We start from the raw sequence: 17498 nt of genomic DNA on the forward strand, positions 1-17498 counted from the left end.
GGCGTGACGGCCTGCATGCAGGCTGCGCGTGTCGAGGAATGCCGTAATCGCTTATGCCTGAGCCTGGTCCCTTCGATGGCTGGCCCGATCCTTGAAGTTGCACGTCGGAGGCTGGACCAGCGCTACCCACTTGCGGGCACACTAACGTGTCTGCATACTACGAAACTGTGAGCGCTGGTCCTTCTGCTCAGGCTGGACCAGGGATGCATGCCGGAGTCGGGAAGGATTCGCCCCGCGCTACCTCATTGGCGGACATCTCAGGCAGCAAACGAAAAGCTCATACACAACTGTTCTGCGGAACCTCGCCCCGACCAGGAAGGGACTCAGCGCAACACCGCGCACTGACTGACGTGGCAGCGGCACTGTAGAGCTTCCACTCTCTGATGGCTTCGCATTCGTCGTTCTGGGATTCTGACGTTCGATTCTGATCGAAAGTTGCTACTCTCAAACAGATTCCACTGATCTATAGCAGATTTTCATACAGGAGGATCACATGGCTCTTGCGCTCGATGAAGACCAGCGCGCGCTATCCGAGGCCGCAGCGGCGTTTGCCCTGAGGAATGCGCCTATCGAACAGACGCGCAACAGCCTTGATGACTACAGTTCGGGCAAATGTCCAGGCGAGCTGTGGAGTGCCCTCTTGCGGCAGGGGTTTCATCGGATGCACCTCCCAGTCGCGTACGGTGGCGATGAGTGCGGATTGCCGGCCCTCGCGGTGGTAGTCGAGCAGTTCGGGCGTTCGCTGCTTCCGGGCCCGTATCTTCCGACCGTGCTTGGGGGCGTTGTTGCCGCGACGGCGAAGGATGGTGCGGCAGAGCTACTCGCAGCGTTCGCTGGCGGAGCGACCGGTGCTCTTGTGATTGCAGAAGGCCTGATCGCGACGCCACAGGCGGACGGGTGGACGGTTGACGGCGTCTCGGCTCCAACGCTGGGTCTGCCAGGAGCGGATCGTATCGTTGTGCGGGCGGAGATCGATGGACGGGCCGGGGAGTATGTCTGGTTTCACCTCGATGCTCGCAGCGAATTCGCCGCGGTGACGGTTCGCGCATCCGATGCACTCGATCTGACGAGATCGGTTGGGCGACTCGAATTGCATGCCCTCGAGGTGCCGCATGAGCAAGTGTTGAATGGCGTCGACAAAGATCGAGCCGATTTGTCGGTAGCGGCGCTGCTGTCCGCGGAGTCGGTCGGGATCTCCGGCTGGTGCCTTCAGACGGCAGTCGAATACATCAAGACACGTCACCAGTTCGGACGTTCGGTGGGCAGTTTCCAGGCGGTCCAACACAAGGCATCAATGATGCTTGTGCGCGACGAGGTGTCCTGCGCGGCGGCTTGGGACGCGTCCCGCGCCGAGTTTCACAACGCAGATCAGCAGCGCTTGGCGGCTGCACACGCTGCACTAACTGCGTTGCCCGCAGGTGTTGACCAGGCACTTGATTGCATCAGCCTTCTTGGCGGTATCGGGTTCACCTGGGAGCATGACGCACACCTGTTCTGGAGGCGCGCGATCAGCATCGCGGCAGCGGCTGGCGCTGAAGATTCATGGGCCGGACGTCTCGGCGAAGCGGCACTGATGACTGAGCGGGATTTCACCTTTGTGGAGGCGACTACGCTTCCTGACTTGCGCAGTCGCGTTGGTGCAGTGATCGACGAGGTCCTCGCCCTCCCCGACGATGAGAAGCCCTCGACCGGATGGGCGCCGGCGCGCGGTGGTGCGCGCCGCGCCCGGCTGGCAGCGGCGGGACTAACGGCTCCGCACTACCCGGAGCCATTCGGTCTCGACGCGGGGCCTCGGGAGCAGGCGGTGATCGCCGACGAATTCGGCCGGCGTGGACTCTCGCAGCCTGACATGGGCATTGCTGAATGGGTGTTGCCTACACTTGTCGCGTATGGGAGTGAGGAACAGCAGCAGAGGTTCATTCCCTCCACGCTTCGCGGCGAGATCGTCTGGTGCCAGCTATTCTCCGAGCCCGGAGCGGGTTCGGACCTCGCAGGGTTGTCGACACGGGCGCGGAAGGTCGACGGCGGATGGGAACTCAGCGGGCAGAAAGTATGGAACTCTCAGGCCAACGAGGCTGACTGGGGAGTGTGCCTTGCCCGCACCAATCCGGATGTCCCGAAGCACGCGGGCCTCACATACTTCCTGATCGACATGCGTTCGCAAGGTGTCGACGTACGTCCACTTCGTCAGGCGACCGGAGTATGGGAGTTCAACGAAGTGTTCCTTGACTCGGTGTTCGTGCCGGATGAATGTGTGGTGGCAGATCCCGGCGAAGGTTGGAACCTTGCTGTCGCTACGCTGGCAAACGAACGTTTGAAGATGGGTTCGGCCAAACTGGGGCACGGATCTGGCAACATGGTCAGGCGATTGATTGAGCGTGGAGAGCATGCGTGCAGCCGTGGAGAGGCGGTTCGGGTGCTCGGGCGCAACACGGCGCGCGAACAATCTGTCGCAGCGTTGAACCTTCGCAACGTGATCCGTCGACTGAATGGGATCGACGACCCCACTGGCGGCGGAAACAGCGTCCAAAAGGTCTTCCACGCCATCGCTCAGCGCGAAGGTTCACGCTCGATCGTTTCTCTCCTGGGGCCGGTGGGATGTATCGGCAGCCCTGAACAGCCATACGTGCGCGATTATCTTGGTGTTCCCGCTGTCCTATTCGGTGGTGGCACAATTGAAATCCAACTTAATGTGATTGCGCAGCGTGTTCTTGGCCTGCCGCGTTAAACTACTGACGTACGGTCGGTGCAAAAATCGAGGGAGTTTCTAACCGGCATACTGTATGGAGCTCCGGGTTCCGGGGGAACGTCCGGTTCGGGCGCCATTGATTTGTCGGGGATTCTTCCTGGTGCTCACCATATTGTCATAGCGTGCCTTGAATCAAATGTGGTGTGTGCCGCTAATCGTTTGATTCCACGAATCGACGGCCAGTAGGAGTCCTTGACCCGAGCCGCGCTCTGTCCTCATCGCATGACTGCCCTCGCCGAGAGCATGGAAGGAACCTTCAATGGCTTTACCCGACCACATCGACTTCACTGATGCTTCAACGTTCGAGAACGGGATCCCTCACGATCTGTTCGCCGAATTGCGCCGCACGGCGCCGGTCTGGTGGAACCCGCAACGACGGGGCGCCGCCGGCTACGACGACGACGGATTCTGGGTTGTGTCGACGCACGATCTGGTGCAGGAGGTGTCCCGGCGCAACGACGTCTTCTCCTCATGGGAGAACACCGTTATGGTCCGCCACGCGGACGATGCGCCCCGTGAACGAATTGATGCCCAACGAGCGACAATGCTCAACAAGGACGAACCCGAGCACACGGTCCTTCGACGCATCGTCACACGCGGATTCACTCCGCGAGCAATCAACGGACTGCGATCGGCGCTGGCAGCGCGCGCCCAGGATATCGCCCGAACCGCAGCAGCATTCGGTCGTGGGAACTTCGTCGAGCAGGCCGCGTGCGAGCTGCCCTTGCAGGCGATCGCCGATCTTCTCGGTGTCCCGCAGGAGGATCGCCTCAGGCTCTTCGACTGGTCCAACCGAATGACCAGCGGCGACGAACTCGACGTCGGTGACGATCCGCGCGTCGCGATTCAGGAAATCATGGAGTACGCATACACCATGGCGACCGAGCGTCGCCAGTGTCCGACCGGCGACATCGTCACGAAGCTGGTGCAGGCGCAGGTGGACGACGGTGCCCTCACCCCTGAGGAATTCGCGCACTTCGTGATCCTATTGGTGGTGGCGGGCAGCGAAACCACCCGGAACTCCATCACGCACGGCCTGATTGCATTCCACGACAACCCCGACCAGTGGGAGTTGTACAAGCATGAACGACCGTCGACCGCTGTCGACGAGATCATCCGCTGGGCGAGCCCGGTCCTCTCCTTCCAGCGGACCGCGGTCTGCGACATCGAACTCGGCGGCCAGTCGATCCGCGAGGGAGATCGCGTCGTGATGCTGTACGCATCGGCGAACTACGACGAGAACGTCTTCAGCGACCCCCTCCGGTTCGACATCACCAGATCCCCCAACCCGCACTTGGCATTCGGCGGAACCGGCGTGCACTACTGCCTCGGAGCCAACCTCGCGCGCCTCGAGATCGAGTTGATGTTCGACGCGATCGCCGATCACCTTCCCGACATCACGATCCTGGGGCCGCCTGTCCGCACGCGATCGGCCTGGCTCAACGGCATCAAGGACCTACGCGTCGACTACGGAACCTGCCCCGCAGTGCATTGACCGACACAATCTCAGGAGGACCAATCATGCACAGCCTCACCGGGAAGACCGTCGTCGTCACCGGCCATGCCTCGGGCATCGGTGCGGCAATCGCCGCGAAGCTGATCGACCTGGGGGCGCTGGTGATCGGCGTGGACCGGACGGACACTGAGTCCGCGCCGCGTCCCTTCAACACTATTGTCGGCGATCTGTCCACGTTCGAGGGCGTCCGGGCCATCGCCGACGCGATAGACCGGCCCATCGACGTGCTGATCAACAACGCAGGCGTCGCAGCAACCCAGCCGTGGCGGACGGTTCTGGCCGTCAACGCCCTCGCTCCCCGCGACCTCACTCGCCTACTTCTCCCCAAGTTCGGCCAACAGCCCGTCGTCGTCACCACTGCGTCCCAGGCAGGATTCCGGTGGCAGCAGAACTTTGCCCGTGCCAACAACTTCCTGGCGGTCGACGACTGGGACGACGCGCTCGACTCGGTCAGCAATCTGCCTGACATCGACACGATCTGCTACTCGATGTCGAAGGAGGCGGCGATCGTCAATTCGGGCAATCTCGCGGTCGACGGCAAGCACATAGGGCTGCGCTCCAACACGGTCTCGCCGGGCACAGTCGGAACGCCGCTCCTGTCCGACTTCACCGCCACCATGGGCGAGGCCGCCATCGACGGTGCAGCGGCCTGGGCCGGTCGTCACGCGACGCCCGAGGAGATCGCCGACGCCGTCCTCTTCCTCGCCTCCGATGAATCGTCGTGGATCAGTGGAGCGGATCTCCCGGTCGACGGCGGATACGGATCGCTCGTGTTCCGCACTTTCGTTGCGCCGGCCGTCGGTCGCGCAGGCAGACAAGCATAGGGACGAACCATGGACACAACCGAACTGATCTCCTATAACCCCGCGACACTTGTCGAAATCGGAAGGATCGCCGCCACCACCACGGCGGAGCTCGATTCGATGATCGAGTCTGCGCACGACGCTTTCCTCGGGTGGCGGCACGATCGCAACCTGCGCAAGGGACTACTCGCCGCCTGCTCCTACGAGCTCATGCGCATGTCCGGGGAAATTGCCCCGTTGCTGACGACGGAACAGGGTAAGCCGCTGGCGGAGGCAGCGAGCGAGGTGTGGACCGCCGCCAAGAGCTTCGCTGAGTCAGCACGCATCGAATGGGAACCGGAGTCGCTGGCCGCCCACACAGACGTCCGTACCGCCTTCATCGAAGTTCACCCCCTCGGCGTCGTGGGAGCGATCGTTCCATGGAACTTCCCGATTTTCCTTATGGCGGCCAAGGTTAGTGCCGCGCTGGCCGCCGGCAATACGGTAGTAGTCAAACCAGCTGAATCAGTCTCGCTCGTGGTTCGCAAGGTCGTCGACGTCCTCGCGGGAGTACTGCCCGCCGGTGTAATCAGTATCGCGGTCGGCGGCCCTGACCTCGGTCGCGCCCTGGTAAATCACCCGAAGGTCCGTAAGGTGTCCTTCACCGGGTCGACCACCGTCGGCAAGCAGATCATGCGACAGGCCTCTGACACAGTTACTCCGGTTACGCTCGAACTTGGCGGCAACGATCCTGCGATCCTGTTGGCTGACGCCGACATCGATCGTGCCGCAACTGCTCTGGCCCGGGGCGCCTTTTTCAATGCCGGTCAGATGTGTATTGCCCCGAAACGGGTGTACGTGCCGACCGCTCTGGTCGACCGATTCTGTCAAGCCTTCGCTGACCGGATGGACGATCTGTCCGTTGGAGACGGACTCGATCCGGCGACGCGGGTCGGTCCACTCCACAATGTGCGGCAGCTGGAAATCGTCTCGCACGTGCTGGAGAAGGCGATTGCGGGCGGCGCGACGGTAGTCCGCGGAGGCGACCGCGGAACGGATCTGCCCGGGTACTTCCTTGCACCGACGCTTGTACGCGACATCGATGATTCGGCAGAGCTTGTGGCTCTCGAGCAGTTCGGGCCGGTTCTGCCAGTCGTCGCCTACGACGATGTCGACTCCGTCCTGTCCAGTCTGGACAACCAGGAGTTCGGTCTCGGTGCCTCGGTATGGGGTAACGATGTCGAGAACGCCACCGACGTCGCTCTCCGCATCGACGCGGGAACCGTATGGGTAAACCAACACAACGCCCTTGACGTCGGCCTTCCGTTCGGTGGTGTCAAGTCCAGCGGATTCGGTCGAGAAGGTGGGGCAGCAGGTGTTGAGGACTTCCTCCAGACCCGAGTGATCGACATCAAGCTATGACTAATCGACACACAACGCATCCAAACGCGGAGCGGGACAGCATGGGCCAGAGGACGATTGCTCGAGACGTCGCTGTGCCAGGGGGAGTAACGACCGTCAAAACGACCACCGCGACCGACCTCACCGATCTTCACCGGAGCCTCGAGGGCTGGATCCGAGTCCGGCTCGGGAGCCCGAAAGCTCGGGTTTTCAACCTACGCAAACCGTCAGAGTCTGGGATGTCGAGCATCTCGGTTCTGTTCACAGCAGAGTGGATTGAAGACGGAGCGGTGCACGGGGCTGACCTCGTCGCGCGCTTGGCACCCGAGGCCTCTGATTTCCCAGTCTTCGCGGGATACGACCTCGAAAGCCAGGCCGCCGTGATGCGCGACGTGGCCGCCCACAGTGCGGTGCCTGTACCGCGGGTCAGGTGGGTCGAAACGTCGTCGAACGTCCTCGGCCGACCGTTCGTCGTCATGGACCGCATCGAGGGAGTGGTTCCGGTCGACAACCCGCCGTACGTCTTCGGTAGTTGGTTGCACGAGGCAAGTTCCGCCGAGCTGGGCACCCTGCAACAGACTTCGGTCGAGGTGTTGGCCCGCATCCACGCGATTCCCGCCCCCCGTGTGCTGCTGCCGGGACTCGAGCGTGCGAGCTCTGGTGATGCCCTGCGGCGGCATGTCGAGGCGGAGCGGGCGTACTACGAATGGACACGACGCGAGGACGGACTCCGTATCCCTCTGCTGGAGAGGGGTTTCGACTGGCTCGAGGATCACTGGCCCGCCAATCCTTCCGAACCGGTTCTGTGCTGGGGCGATTCCCGCATCGGCAACATCATGTACCGAGACTTCAGGCCGGCCGCCGTGCTCGATTGGGAGATGGCAGCCCTCGCGCCCCGCGAACTGGATGTCGGGTGGTTCATCTTCTTCCACCGCATGTACCAGGACATGGCCGAGCAGCACGGCCAGCCTGGGCTGCCCGGCATCCTCCGCAGACGAGAAGTAGTGACCACATACGAGGAAGTGGCCGGAGTGGAGCTGCACGACCTCGACTTCTACCTTGCGTACGCGGCGATCCGCCACGGCACCATCATGTCTCGAATCAAGCGACGGTCCATCCACTTCGGCGATAGTCCCGCGCCGCAGGACCCGAACGAGTACGTACTGCACCACCGCATGCTCCGTCGTGTTATCGACGGCGATTACCACTGGGAGGCATAGTGAATCCTGATCCGCTCGACGAATACCCGATCCACCAGTCACCTCTGTCGATGGCGCGGGTCGCCACCAGCGACCGGAACTTCTACGACCGCTACTACTTCAACGGTCACGACCGTACCGGCGACATCTTCGTCGTCACCGGATTGGGCGTGTACCCGAACCTCGGCGTCCGCGACGCATTCGTCAGCGTGCGCCGCGGCGAAGCGCAACGCTCTATCCGGTTTTCGGATGCGATCGACGCCCGCTCGATCGAGCCCTCAGTCGGCGGGTACCGGATCGAGGTGATCAAGCCACTGCAGACGGTCAGGGTGATATGCGACCACCCTGACGTGTCTGCTGACTTGGTCTGGGAGGGCGCCTTCCCGGCCGTCCTCGAAGAGCCCCAAGTGATCATGGCCGGCCCGCGACCTGCGCTCGAATCCAGCCGTTTCGCCCAGGTCGGCACCTGGTCCGGGACCCTGTCCGTAGATGGCGCCGAGATCGTTGTCGATCCTGCGGTCTGGACCGGTTCGCGCGACCGTTCATGGGGGATCCGTGCTGTCGGCGAACGCGAACCGCTTGGCCGTATGGCCGACGAACCCACGGGCGGCTGGTGGTGGGCATACGTGCCGCTACGCTTCGACGACTTCGCGCTGATGATCATCGCCCAAGAGGGACCGGACGGACATCGAACCCTCAATCACGCCACGCGACTCTTCGCCGACGGCCGTATCGAACAGCTCGGCTGGCCGCGCTTCGATATCGCCTACCGGAGTGGCACGCGCATCCCAGAGTCGGTGCGCATCCACCTCACGACTCCCGCTGGCGCGCCCCTCGTCGTCGATATCGAGCCGCGAGGATTCGTGGCGCTCCAGATCGGGTCCGGCTACGGCAGTGACCCGGAATGGAACCACGGCCAATGGCGAGGGCGCGGATGGAGTCTCTCCACACTCTACGATCTCGCCGATCCTTCTCTCGCCCCGCGGATCCCGCATGGGACGCTCGAACACATCGCCCGCGCGACATGTGACGGAGCCGAAGGCTGGGGAATGTTCGAACACGGCGTCGCCGGTCGGCACGCCCCGTCGGGGTTTCACGACGGCTCGGCTATGGCGCCTTAGCTCCACGCTCACGAGCCTGGATGTGCGTGCGAGGACAGAGGCGACCGCCGTCCTGTCCTCGCAGGCGCGGTGGCTGCGGATTCGTCCGCACGACCGGTCTGGATCTCGACCGTGCTAGCTCGAAACGCCTTCGAGACTGCGTCACATGCTGCCGCGTAACTCCACGGGCGCGGCGACCGGGATCGGTGCTTGCCATGGCTGAAAGTCCTGTTCCACGACGAAGGGAAGAATAAATGTCGGACGAGGTTCTCCTCGAGCGCCGTGATCGGGTCATAGTGATCACGATCAACCGTCCGGAGGCGCGTAACGCGATCAACGGTGCGGTGAGCCGCGGGCTGGCCGCCGCCGTCGACGAGCTGGACGATGACGACGGTCTCGCGCTCGCGGTCCTGACCGGTTCGGGTGGAAACTTCTGTGCAGGTATGGATCTCAAGGCGTTCGGGGCCGGAGAGAAGATCGTGGCACCGGGCAAGGGACTGGGTTTCACGGAGGCGCCGCCGCGCAAGCCGATCATCGCGGCGGTCGAAGGCTACGCCCTCGCCGGTGGCACCGAACTGGTCCTCGCCACGGACCTGGTCGTGGCGTCGCGAGAGGCGAGGTTCGGGATCCCCGAGGTCAAGCGCGGCCTCGCGGCCGGTGCGGGCGGCCTGCTGAGGCTGCCCCGTCGGATCCCGTACCAGAAGGCGATGGAGTACGCCCTGACCGGCGACTCGTTCACCGCGGAAGAGGCCGCGGCGTACGGGTTCGTCAACACGCTCACCGAGCCGGGTGGGGCGCTCGCCGGTGCGCTCGCGCTGGCCGAGCGCATTACGGCCAACGGGCCGCTCGCGGTCGCGACGACCAAGGAGGTGCTCGTCCAGTCGGGGCAGTGGTCCGCTGACGAGGCGTTCGCGCGTCAGTCCGAGATCATCGCTCCAGTGTTCGCCTCGGAAGACGCACAGGAGGGTGCGACCGCCTTCGCGGAGAAGCGCGCACCCGCATGGAAAGGACGCTGACGAGTATGGCGCTGAGACCATCGCTGTTCGTCCGCGCCTGAGTCGACCGTCCAACCTGGATCAGCGACTGGTGCACGATCGGTCACCCTGCGGGGGCATTGAGTGGAGTGCTCGAGGCAGGCTTCTCGAGGAGATGATCGACAGTCTTCACATCGGCATTGCCCCACAGGGTGCAGGTGCCGCGAGGCTGGTCGCGGTGCGCTAGTTCGCGCATCCGACAAGCCTCAAACCCTTGACAGCTCCACCGGCACAACGACTTTCGCCACATCAATTGATCAATCTATGTTAGCTTTGCGAGCAATCGGCCCGTGATCCGGGTCACTGCACAGTGAGGATGGACCTACGTGACGCTGAACATCGCCGACTTGTACGAAGCCGTCGCGGACGCGATTCCCGATCGGGTGCCGGTGGTGTGCGGGGACGAGCGCCGCAGCTACGCCGAGCTGGACCGGCGGGCCAACCGGCTCGCGCACCATCTCGAGTCGGTCGGGGTACAGCCGGGCGGGCACGTCGCGATCCACATGCGCAACCGCATGGAGTACGTCGAGGCGCTGTTGGCGTGCCTGAAGATCCGCGCCGTTCCCATCAACGTCAACTTCCGCTACACCGACGCCGAGTTGGTCTATCTCTACACGAACTCCGACAGCGTGGTGCTGATCGTCGAGAACGAGTACCTCGAGCCGGCCGGGGCCGCGCTGCCGCAGGCGCCCGGCATCGGGCACGTCGTCGTGGTCGGCGAGCACGAGGGGATGCCCGCCGGCTACGACGGTGTCACCGTCGCCGACTACGAGGAGGCGCTCGCGGCGCAGTCCGACGCCCGGGGCTTCGGGCCGCGCAGCGCGGACGACCACTTCGTGATCTACACCGGCGGCACCACGGGCATGCCCAAGGGCGTCGTGTGGCGCCACGAGGACTTCTACTACGCCGCGCTGTCCGGCGGGAACATCGGTGGCGCGTCCCGGCATTCGGTCGAGGAGGTCGTGGCCGGCGCCGTCGCCAACACTGAACCGCAGGTCTATCTGCTGATTCCACCGCTCATGCACGGTGCGGCCATCTACTCGCTGCTCACCGCGTTCTTCATGGGCGCCCCGCGCGTGCTCACCCGCACCTTCGATCCCGTCGAGGTGCTCCGCCTGATCGAGGCCGAGAAGATCGCCGGCATCACCGTGGTCGGGGACGCCATCGCCCGGCCCATCGCCGAGGCGATCCGCGAGCACGGCGACCGCTTCGACCTGAGCTCGCTGAAGCTGATGGGCTCCGGGGGTGCGCTGTTCTCGCCGAAGCTCAAGGACGAACTGCGCGAGATGGTCCCGGGTCTGGTCATCAAGGACGCGTTCGGGGCGTCGGAGACCGGCAACGACGGCATCGTGGAGTTCGGCGACGACGGCACCAAGCGAATTCGCCACAATCCCAACATGATTCTCGTGGACGAGGCGTTCCGGCCGATCGAGCCGGGCTCCGGCGAGGTGGGCTACCTTGCGCGCACGGGTCATGTCCCGGTCGCGTACTACAACGACGAGGCCAAGACCGCCGCGACGTTCCCCGTGGTCGACGGGGTGCGGATGGCCGTGCTCGGCGACATGGGACGGATGGAGGCGGACGGCACCATCGCGCTCCTCGGTCGCGGTTCGACGTGCATCAACTCCGGTGGCGAGAAGGTGTATCCGGAGGAGGTGGAGCAGGCGCTCAAGACGCATCCGGCGGTGCTCGACGCGCTGGTCGCCGGGGCGCCCGACATCCGGTTCGGCGAGAAGGTCGCCGCGGTGGTCCAGTTGCGGTCCGGCTTCGACGACGCCGACACCGCCGAGATCGCCGAGCACTGCCGCACCCACGTGGCGGGCTACAAGATTCCGCGGTCCGTCGTCGTGGTCCCGGCGATCAGGAGGTCCCCCAGTGGAAAGGCCGACTACCGCTGGGCGAAGGAGGTCGTCTCGGCCGTCTGAGCCGGGATCGTACGGTTCCTCGAACGAGCGAAATTACGACGTCACTTCACGTACGGCGAGTTCAGGATGTTGGAGTCGGCGCCGCGACATTCGTCTCGCCTGTTCGTATCGACTGCGCGGCAGAGTATCTGGCGGCGTTCCTGTTGATCAGCGTCATTCAATGGAATCTCTTCATCGGATCGTCCGAGTGGACTCCATACTGCGCCGAGAGCAGAAGCGATGGACGAAAGGAGAGAACCTATGGCCGACGTCGACATCGTGGCGGAGGGATTGGGATTCGTCGAGGGCCCGGTATGGCTCGGAGAGGACCGGTTGGGTCTGGTCTCGATGAGCCGGGGATCGGTCCTGATCCTCGATCGCGTCGGCAATATCGTCGACGAGTATGTGACGGGTGGCGGCCCAAACGGCTTGGCCGTGGGGCGGGACGGCGCACTCTACGTCGCGCAGAATGGCGGACTGTGGGCGGCGGAAAGCGAGGCCGAACCGGGCGTGCTCGTGATCCGGGACAACTCGGTCGAGTACCTGGCGGAAGGTATGGGCGCCCCGAACGATCTGCTATTCGGTCCGGACGGCCGGCTATGGGTGACCGACTCCCGCGAGGCCGTAGACTACGAGAATCCCGAATCTGCGCTGCCCGGTCGGGTCTGGGCGATCGACCCGGCCAGCGGTGCCGCCGAACTCGTGGTGGAGGGCCCGATCTTCGTGAACGGGATCGGATTCAGCGCAGACGGCAATCGCCTGCATCTGACCGAGACCGTGTTCGCCCACGTCACCACCTACGAGGTGTGCGACGGCCGCGTCGATCCGTTGGGAATCTTGCACACACTTCGGAACGCTCATCCGGATGGCATGGCGATCGACGACCTGGATAGGTTGTGGATCGCGACGACCAGCGGCGACCGCGTGGATGTGGTCGATCCCGCGGGCGATCTCGTCGAGTCATACGGACTGCCGCCAGGGAGCATGCCCACGAACGTCTGTTTCGGCGGTCCTCGGGGTGACGAGGTCTACGTGACGGCCGCGAAAGCCGGCGCTCTCGTCAGATTGAGGGCACACACGTCGGAGCGGGGCAAGAGATCAACCACATCTGCACAGTAACGTGTTAAGGTGCAACGGAAGGGTGACGCGGTCTGTTGCGCCTCGTTGTCAGGGGTTCTTCCTGGCATCCTTCGGAACCGCTACCCTCGCCTTCTCTTTCGGGAACAATCCATATCGTAACTTAACGTGTTATGTTATAACGAAATAGCGATCACCTTTGGTGATGCGGATTATTAGCGGCCACATGTCAGTGCCTCCTCTCGTGCACCAGTCAGCGCTTCGCTGATCTTGGCGCCATGACTGGGTGGAGATCTCACAAGCCACGGAGCTGAGGCTTCGACCGAGGTGGAAGGGAATCGATTGTGAAGGTGGATGTTCAGCTCGACGGGCGACCGGAGAACGCGGCCCGACGGGCACGCGAGCTCGTTGCGCTCGGCGTGGACGGGCTGTTCACGTTCGAGGGTCCCCACGACGTCTTCCTGCCGCTGGTCGCGGCGGCGGCCGCGGTGGACGTGGACCTGATGACGAACGTCGCGATCGCGCTGCCGCGCAGCCCGATGCACCTGGCGCACACCGCTTACGACCTGCAGACGCTGAGCCGTGGCCGCTTCCGGCTCGGCCTCGGGTCCCAGATCCGCCCGCACATCGAGAAGCGCTACGGCGCGCAGTGGTCGCGTCCCGCCGCGCGGATGCGGGAGACGGTGCTCGCGTTGAAGGCGATCTTCGATGCGTGGGAGGGCAATTCGCGGTTGCGTTTCGAGGGCGAGTTCACCACGCACACGTTGATGCCGCCGACGTTCGATCCCGGTCCCAACCCGTACGGCCCGCCGCCGATCTGCCTCGGTGCGCTCGGGCCGCTGATGACCCGCACCGCCGCCGAGGTGGCCGACGGGCTGCTGGTGATGCCGTTCAACAGCGTCCGGCACTTCCGCGAACGGACGCTGCCGGCGGTGGAGGAGGGCCTCGAACGCGGTCGGCGCAGCCGCGAGGACCTCGCGATCTACCCGCAGGTGATCGTCGGTGTCGGCCGCACCCCGGAGGAGCTCGACGCGGCGTCGCGTGGGGTGCGGGGGCTGCTCGCGTTCTACGGGTCGACACCCGCGTACCGGCCGGTCCTCGAGGTCGAGGGGTGGGCGGATCTGCAACCGCGGCTCAACGCACTGTCGAAGCAGGGCGAGTTCGCGGCCATGACCGACATGATCGACGACACGATGCTCGCGACCCTCGCGGTGCACGGCACGCCCGAGGAATGCGCCGCGCAGATCGTCGCGCGGTTCGGCGATCACGCCGACCGGGTGTGCTGCTACTTCCCCGGATACCCGGTGCGCGAGGAGCACATTGCCGAACTGGTCGCGGCAGTGAAGGCGCCGACGCGGTGAGCGTCCTCGTCGAGATCGCCGACGGCGTCGCGGTCCTCACGCTCCACCGACCGCGGCAGCGCAACGCCTTCACCGGCGAGATGGGACGCCGACTCGGCGCCCTCTACCGGGAGCTCGACGCAGACGACGCCGTCCGCGTCGTCGTGCTCACGGGGACACCGCCGGCGTTCTGCGCGGGTGCCGACCTGACGGCGGGCAGCGGGACGTTCGCCGCACCGACGGAGGACGGGTTCTCGGCGTCCCCGGTCGATCCGCCCGCGTTCGACCTGCGCAAGCCGGTGATCGCGGCCGTGAACGGGCACGCGATCGGCATCGGACTGACCCTCGCGATGCAGGCCGACGTCCGCATCGTCGCCGCCGACGCGAAGTACGCGATCCCGCAGGTGCGCCGCGGCGTCGTCCCGGATGCGATGGCGCACTGGACGGTTCCGCGCGCGGCGGGTATGGCCGCGGCGGCCGAGATCCTGCTCACGGGAAGGACGTTCGACGGCCCGGAAGCGGTGCGGCTGGGGATCGCGAGTCGCAGCCTGCCTGCCGAGGAGGTCCTGCCGGCCGCGCTGGCGATGGCGCGGGACATCGCGACCAACGTGGCTCCGATGTCGGCGGCGCTGAGCAAACGCCTGCTGTGGGACACCGCGCGGTACGGATTCACGCCGCAGCAGGTCGCCGACCACGAGACCGAACTGCATCACCGGGTCATGGGCACCGCCGACGCGGCCGAGGGCGTGCGAGCCTTCCTCGATCGCCGCAAGCCCGACTGGACCGCGAGTGTGTCGGCCGACTGGAAGGAACTGCCTTGGGAATGAACGGCTTCGGACCCGACTCCACCACCGACGACGTCCTCTCCGGCGTCGATCTGGGTGGCCGCACGGCGTTGGTGACCGGTGTGACGAGCGGTCTCGGTGGAGAGACGGCCCGCGCGCTGGCAGCAGCCGGTGCGGCGGTGATCCTCGCGGCCCGCGACGGTGATGCCGCGGCTGCCGTGGCGGACGAGATCCGGCGAGCCGTCCCCGGTGCGGAACTGTCCTCCGTCGCACTGGATCTGGCCGACCTGTCGAGCGTCCGCACCGCGGCCGACCGCATCGGGACGCGGCCGATCGACCTGCTGATCAACAACGCGGGCGTGATGTACACGCCGTTCGGGCGGACCGCCGACGGGTTCGAATTGCAGTTCGGAACCAACCATCTGGGACACTTCCTGCTGACCACGACGCTGCTGCCGAACCTGCGGTCCGCGGCAGAGCGCTCCGGGTCGGCGTCGCGGGTGGTGACGGTGTCCTCCGACGCGCACCGCGCGCACGCGGTCGACCTCGATGATCCGAACTTCCTGCAGCGCCCGTACGACAAGTTCGTCGCATACGGGCAGTCCAAGTCGGCCAACGTCCTCATGACCGTCGAGCTTCGAAGACGGCACGCGAGCAACGGGATCCACGCATTCGCGGTACACCCCGGCGTGTGCGCCACCGGGCTGTCCCGGCACATGTCGCGCGACGACTTCGCAGAGATGAAGCGGATGAGCGCCGGCAAGCCGGGCTTGCTGGCCAACCTCAAGTCGATTCCCGCCGCGGCGGCCACGTCGGTGTGGGCGGCCAGTGCCCCCGAACTCACGTCCGAGAGCGCCGCGTATCTGTCCGACTGCCGGATCGATCGGGCCGCCGATCACGCCGTCGATCCGGAGACCGCGGCCGCGTTGTGGGAGTTGTCCGAGCGAATCACCTAACTTCTGACACGTATTCCCAAGCCGAGAGATGAAGGCAGCACACGGCTGGATTAGCCACGCGACTCGGATCGGAACCTGCCTATGCGAGTGAGCGAGAGCGACACTGACGTGCGGTCAGTGAATGTCGGCATGAATGCGGGCATCTCACTGCAGTTTCGCCACGTGCAACACGAGATTCGGATGCGTCGTCCGAGTCGCGCAGACCGTGGGAACATGCGCGGGCTTTCACGAAGTGCGCGCCAGTCAGCCGCTGACCACAGGAGACACATTTGTTTGGAGGTATCGATGGACCTGGTTGGTCTCGCAGAAATCAATGCTGGATCGGTATGCCGAGAGCGTACGCGGTCAATGATCGAGCGGCTGACACTGATCCTGGATGTGTTCGAGGACCGGACAACTCGTCTCACGCTCAAAGAGGTGGGTTTTCGGACCCAGCTTCCACGCGCGACGGTGTACCGCATACTCAATCAGCTCATCCGTCTCAACTGGGTCGACCACGGCCCTTGGGGGTACGGTCTCGGCAGTCGCGCTCTCCGCTTCGGTGGTGCGGGATGCGTCGAGATCCGCGCAGCAGCTGCGCCAGTCCTCAATGAGCTCCACATGCAGACCGGCATGGTAGTGCATCTCGCGGTCCTTGACGGCGGCGACAGTATCTATCTCGACAAGGTGGGTGGGCGTTTCGCGTCGATGCTGCCCTCGCAGGTGGGCGGTCGTGGTCCGGCGTATTCGACGGCGGGTGGCAAGTCGATGCTCGCGTGGCTGGATCCCGACATTGTCGACAGGTTCTATGAAGAGCGCTTGAGTCGCTGCACCGATCGCACCATCGCCGACATCACGACGCTGCACCAGGAACTTGCCCGCATCCGGGGACGGCGGGGCCTCGCGTTCGAGCGGGGTGAGTCGGAGCGTGGAGTCGCGTGCGTCGGCGCCGCAATCCGGGACCACGACGCCCCGGTCGCCGGCATCTCGTTGTGTGGGGCCGCCGGCTCGGCTCAACTCGAACGCTTCGCCCCGCTCGTAGCGCACGCCGCCCGCGAGGTTTCCGGCACGTTGTATCCCGAGGTTGGATGGTAGTGCCTCTTGGTCACCCAGAATCGGTAGCTCCGCGATGAGATGTGGTCGGATGCATATCAATGGCTCCCGAATCGGCTGACCCCGGTGCCAACCGAGCGTGGCGGCTGTCCTGGTTGGCGGAAGTTCGAGAGTCGCTCGGGCTGCCGATTGCGTTCTGGTTGTCGGGCAATACCAGTACAAACAGAACGGCCGCGTTCTCGGGTTTTGTGCGGCGGGTTCGGGCTGCGACAGACTCGTCTGTCTGCAATCTGTCGTCGAACAGACGTCTTTCACTTTGTCCACCGCATCTATTGGATTTGAACCGAGGTGGGTTTACGCGTCAGCTGGGGCAGGTGGCGCACGCGCGCAATTGGTACCCCGTTGCTGATGGGCAGTCCTCTTGGAATCGACCGTTCAAAGCTTGAGGATTGAATAGACGTCTCGGGGCGGAGAGTGCGGGCGCGATCCGCAATGACGATGTGTGGGAAAGTTGAAAAGCGTTGCGGTAGCCATCCTATCCCACCTATATGTTCTCGGACATAACATAAGCATACCCGGGGGCCCGTGCGTGCAACCTATGCATTCTGCCTGCTGTCTGATGC

Annotated in this window: 13 protein-coding genes; all 13 read left to right on the forward strand. The window is 64.6% G+C overall.

The window, feature by feature from the left end; all coding sequences use genetic code 11:
- Positions 1-493: 493 nt before the first annotated feature.
- The 13 genes from ABI214_RS25115 to ABI214_RS25175 all read left to right on the forward strand — a co-directional run bounded on the left by ABI214_RS25115 (position 494) and on the right by ABI214_RS25175 (position 16917).
- On the forward strand, positions 494-2728 hold the full coding sequence (locus ABI214_RS25115; RefSeq protein WP_348605121.1) for an acyl-CoA dehydrogenase: 2235 nt from the start codon (positions 494-496) through the stop codon (positions 2726-2728).
- 280 nt (positions 2729-3008) lie between these two features.
- The gene (locus ABI214_RS25120; RefSeq protein WP_348605122.1) at positions 3009-4244 is read left to right on the forward strand and encodes a cytochrome P450; all 1236 of its coding nucleotides are present in this window, start codon (positions 3009-3011) and stop codon (positions 4242-4244) included.
- A gap of 26 nt (positions 4245-4270) precedes the next feature.
- Positions 4271-5089, forward strand: a complete 819-nt coding sequence (locus ABI214_RS25125; protein ID WP_348605123.1) for an SDR family oxidoreductase — start codon at positions 4271-4273, stop codon at positions 5087-5089.
- A gap of 9 nt (positions 5090-5098) precedes the next feature.
- A complete protein-coding gene (locus tag ABI214_RS25130) occupies positions 5099-6469 on the forward strand; it encodes an aldehyde dehydrogenase family protein (RefSeq protein ID WP_348605124.1) in 1371 nt (456 codons plus the stop codon).
- A 218-nt stretch (positions 6470-6687) separates the two neighbouring features.
- A complete protein-coding gene (locus tag ABI214_RS25135; RefSeq protein WP_348605125.1) occupies positions 6688-7668 on the forward strand; it encodes a phosphotransferase family protein in 981 nt (326 codons plus the stop codon).
- Positions 7669-7718: 50 nt separating this feature from the next.
- A complete protein-coding gene (locus ABI214_RS25140) occupies positions 7719-8768 on the forward strand; it encodes a hypothetical protein (protein WP_348612031.1) in 1050 nt (349 codons plus the stop codon).
- A 233-nt stretch (positions 8769-9001) separates the two neighbouring features.
- A complete protein-coding gene (locus tag ABI214_RS25145) occupies positions 9002-9763 on the forward strand; it encodes a crotonase/enoyl-CoA hydratase family protein (protein WP_348605126.1) in 762 nt (253 codons plus the stop codon).
- A gap of 344 nt (positions 9764-10107) precedes the next feature.
- Positions 10108-11706 carry an acyl-CoA synthetase gene (locus ABI214_RS25150; protein WP_348605127.1) on the forward strand — a complete coding sequence of 533 codons (1599 nt, stop codon included), beginning with the start codon at positions 10108-10110 and terminating at the stop codon, positions 11704-11706.
- Between the two features lie 219 nt (positions 11707-11925).
- Positions 11926-12804 (forward strand): SMP-30/gluconolactonase/LRE family protein, encoded by an 879-nt coding sequence (locus ABI214_RS25155; RefSeq protein WP_348605128.1) that lies wholly within the window; start codon positions 11926-11928, stop codon positions 12802-12804.
- A 302-nt stretch (positions 12805-13106) separates the two neighbouring features.
- On the forward strand, positions 13107-14123 hold the full coding sequence (locus ABI214_RS25160; RefSeq protein WP_348605129.1) for a TIGR03617 family F420-dependent LLM class oxidoreductase: 1017 nt from the start codon (positions 13107-13109) through the stop codon (positions 14121-14123).
- Positions 14120-14929, forward strand: coding sequence for an enoyl-CoA hydratase/isomerase family protein (locus ABI214_RS25165; RefSeq protein WP_348605130.1), 810 nt, complete (start codon positions 14120-14122; stop codon positions 14927-14929). The genes ABI214_RS25160 and ABI214_RS25165 overlap by 4 nt, the downstream gene beginning before the upstream one ends.
- Positions 14926-15843, forward strand: coding sequence for an SDR family NAD(P)-dependent oxidoreductase (locus ABI214_RS25170; protein ID WP_348605131.1), 918 nt, complete (start codon positions 14926-14928; stop codon positions 15841-15843). Before ABI214_RS25165 ends, ABI214_RS25170 begins: the two co-directional genes overlap by 4 nt.
- A 348-nt stretch (positions 15844-16191) precedes the next feature.
- Positions 16192-16917 (forward strand): IclR family transcriptional regulator, encoded by a 726-nt coding sequence (locus ABI214_RS25175; RefSeq protein WP_408586483.1) that lies wholly within the window; start codon positions 16192-16194, stop codon positions 16915-16917.
- Positions 16918-17498 lie beyond the last annotated feature (581 nt).

This window comes from Prescottella soli, from assembly GCF_040024445.1.
In the GTDB taxonomy this organism is placed as follows: domain Bacteria; phylum Actinomycetota; class Actinomycetes; order Mycobacteriales; family Mycobacteriaceae; genus Prescottella; species Prescottella soli.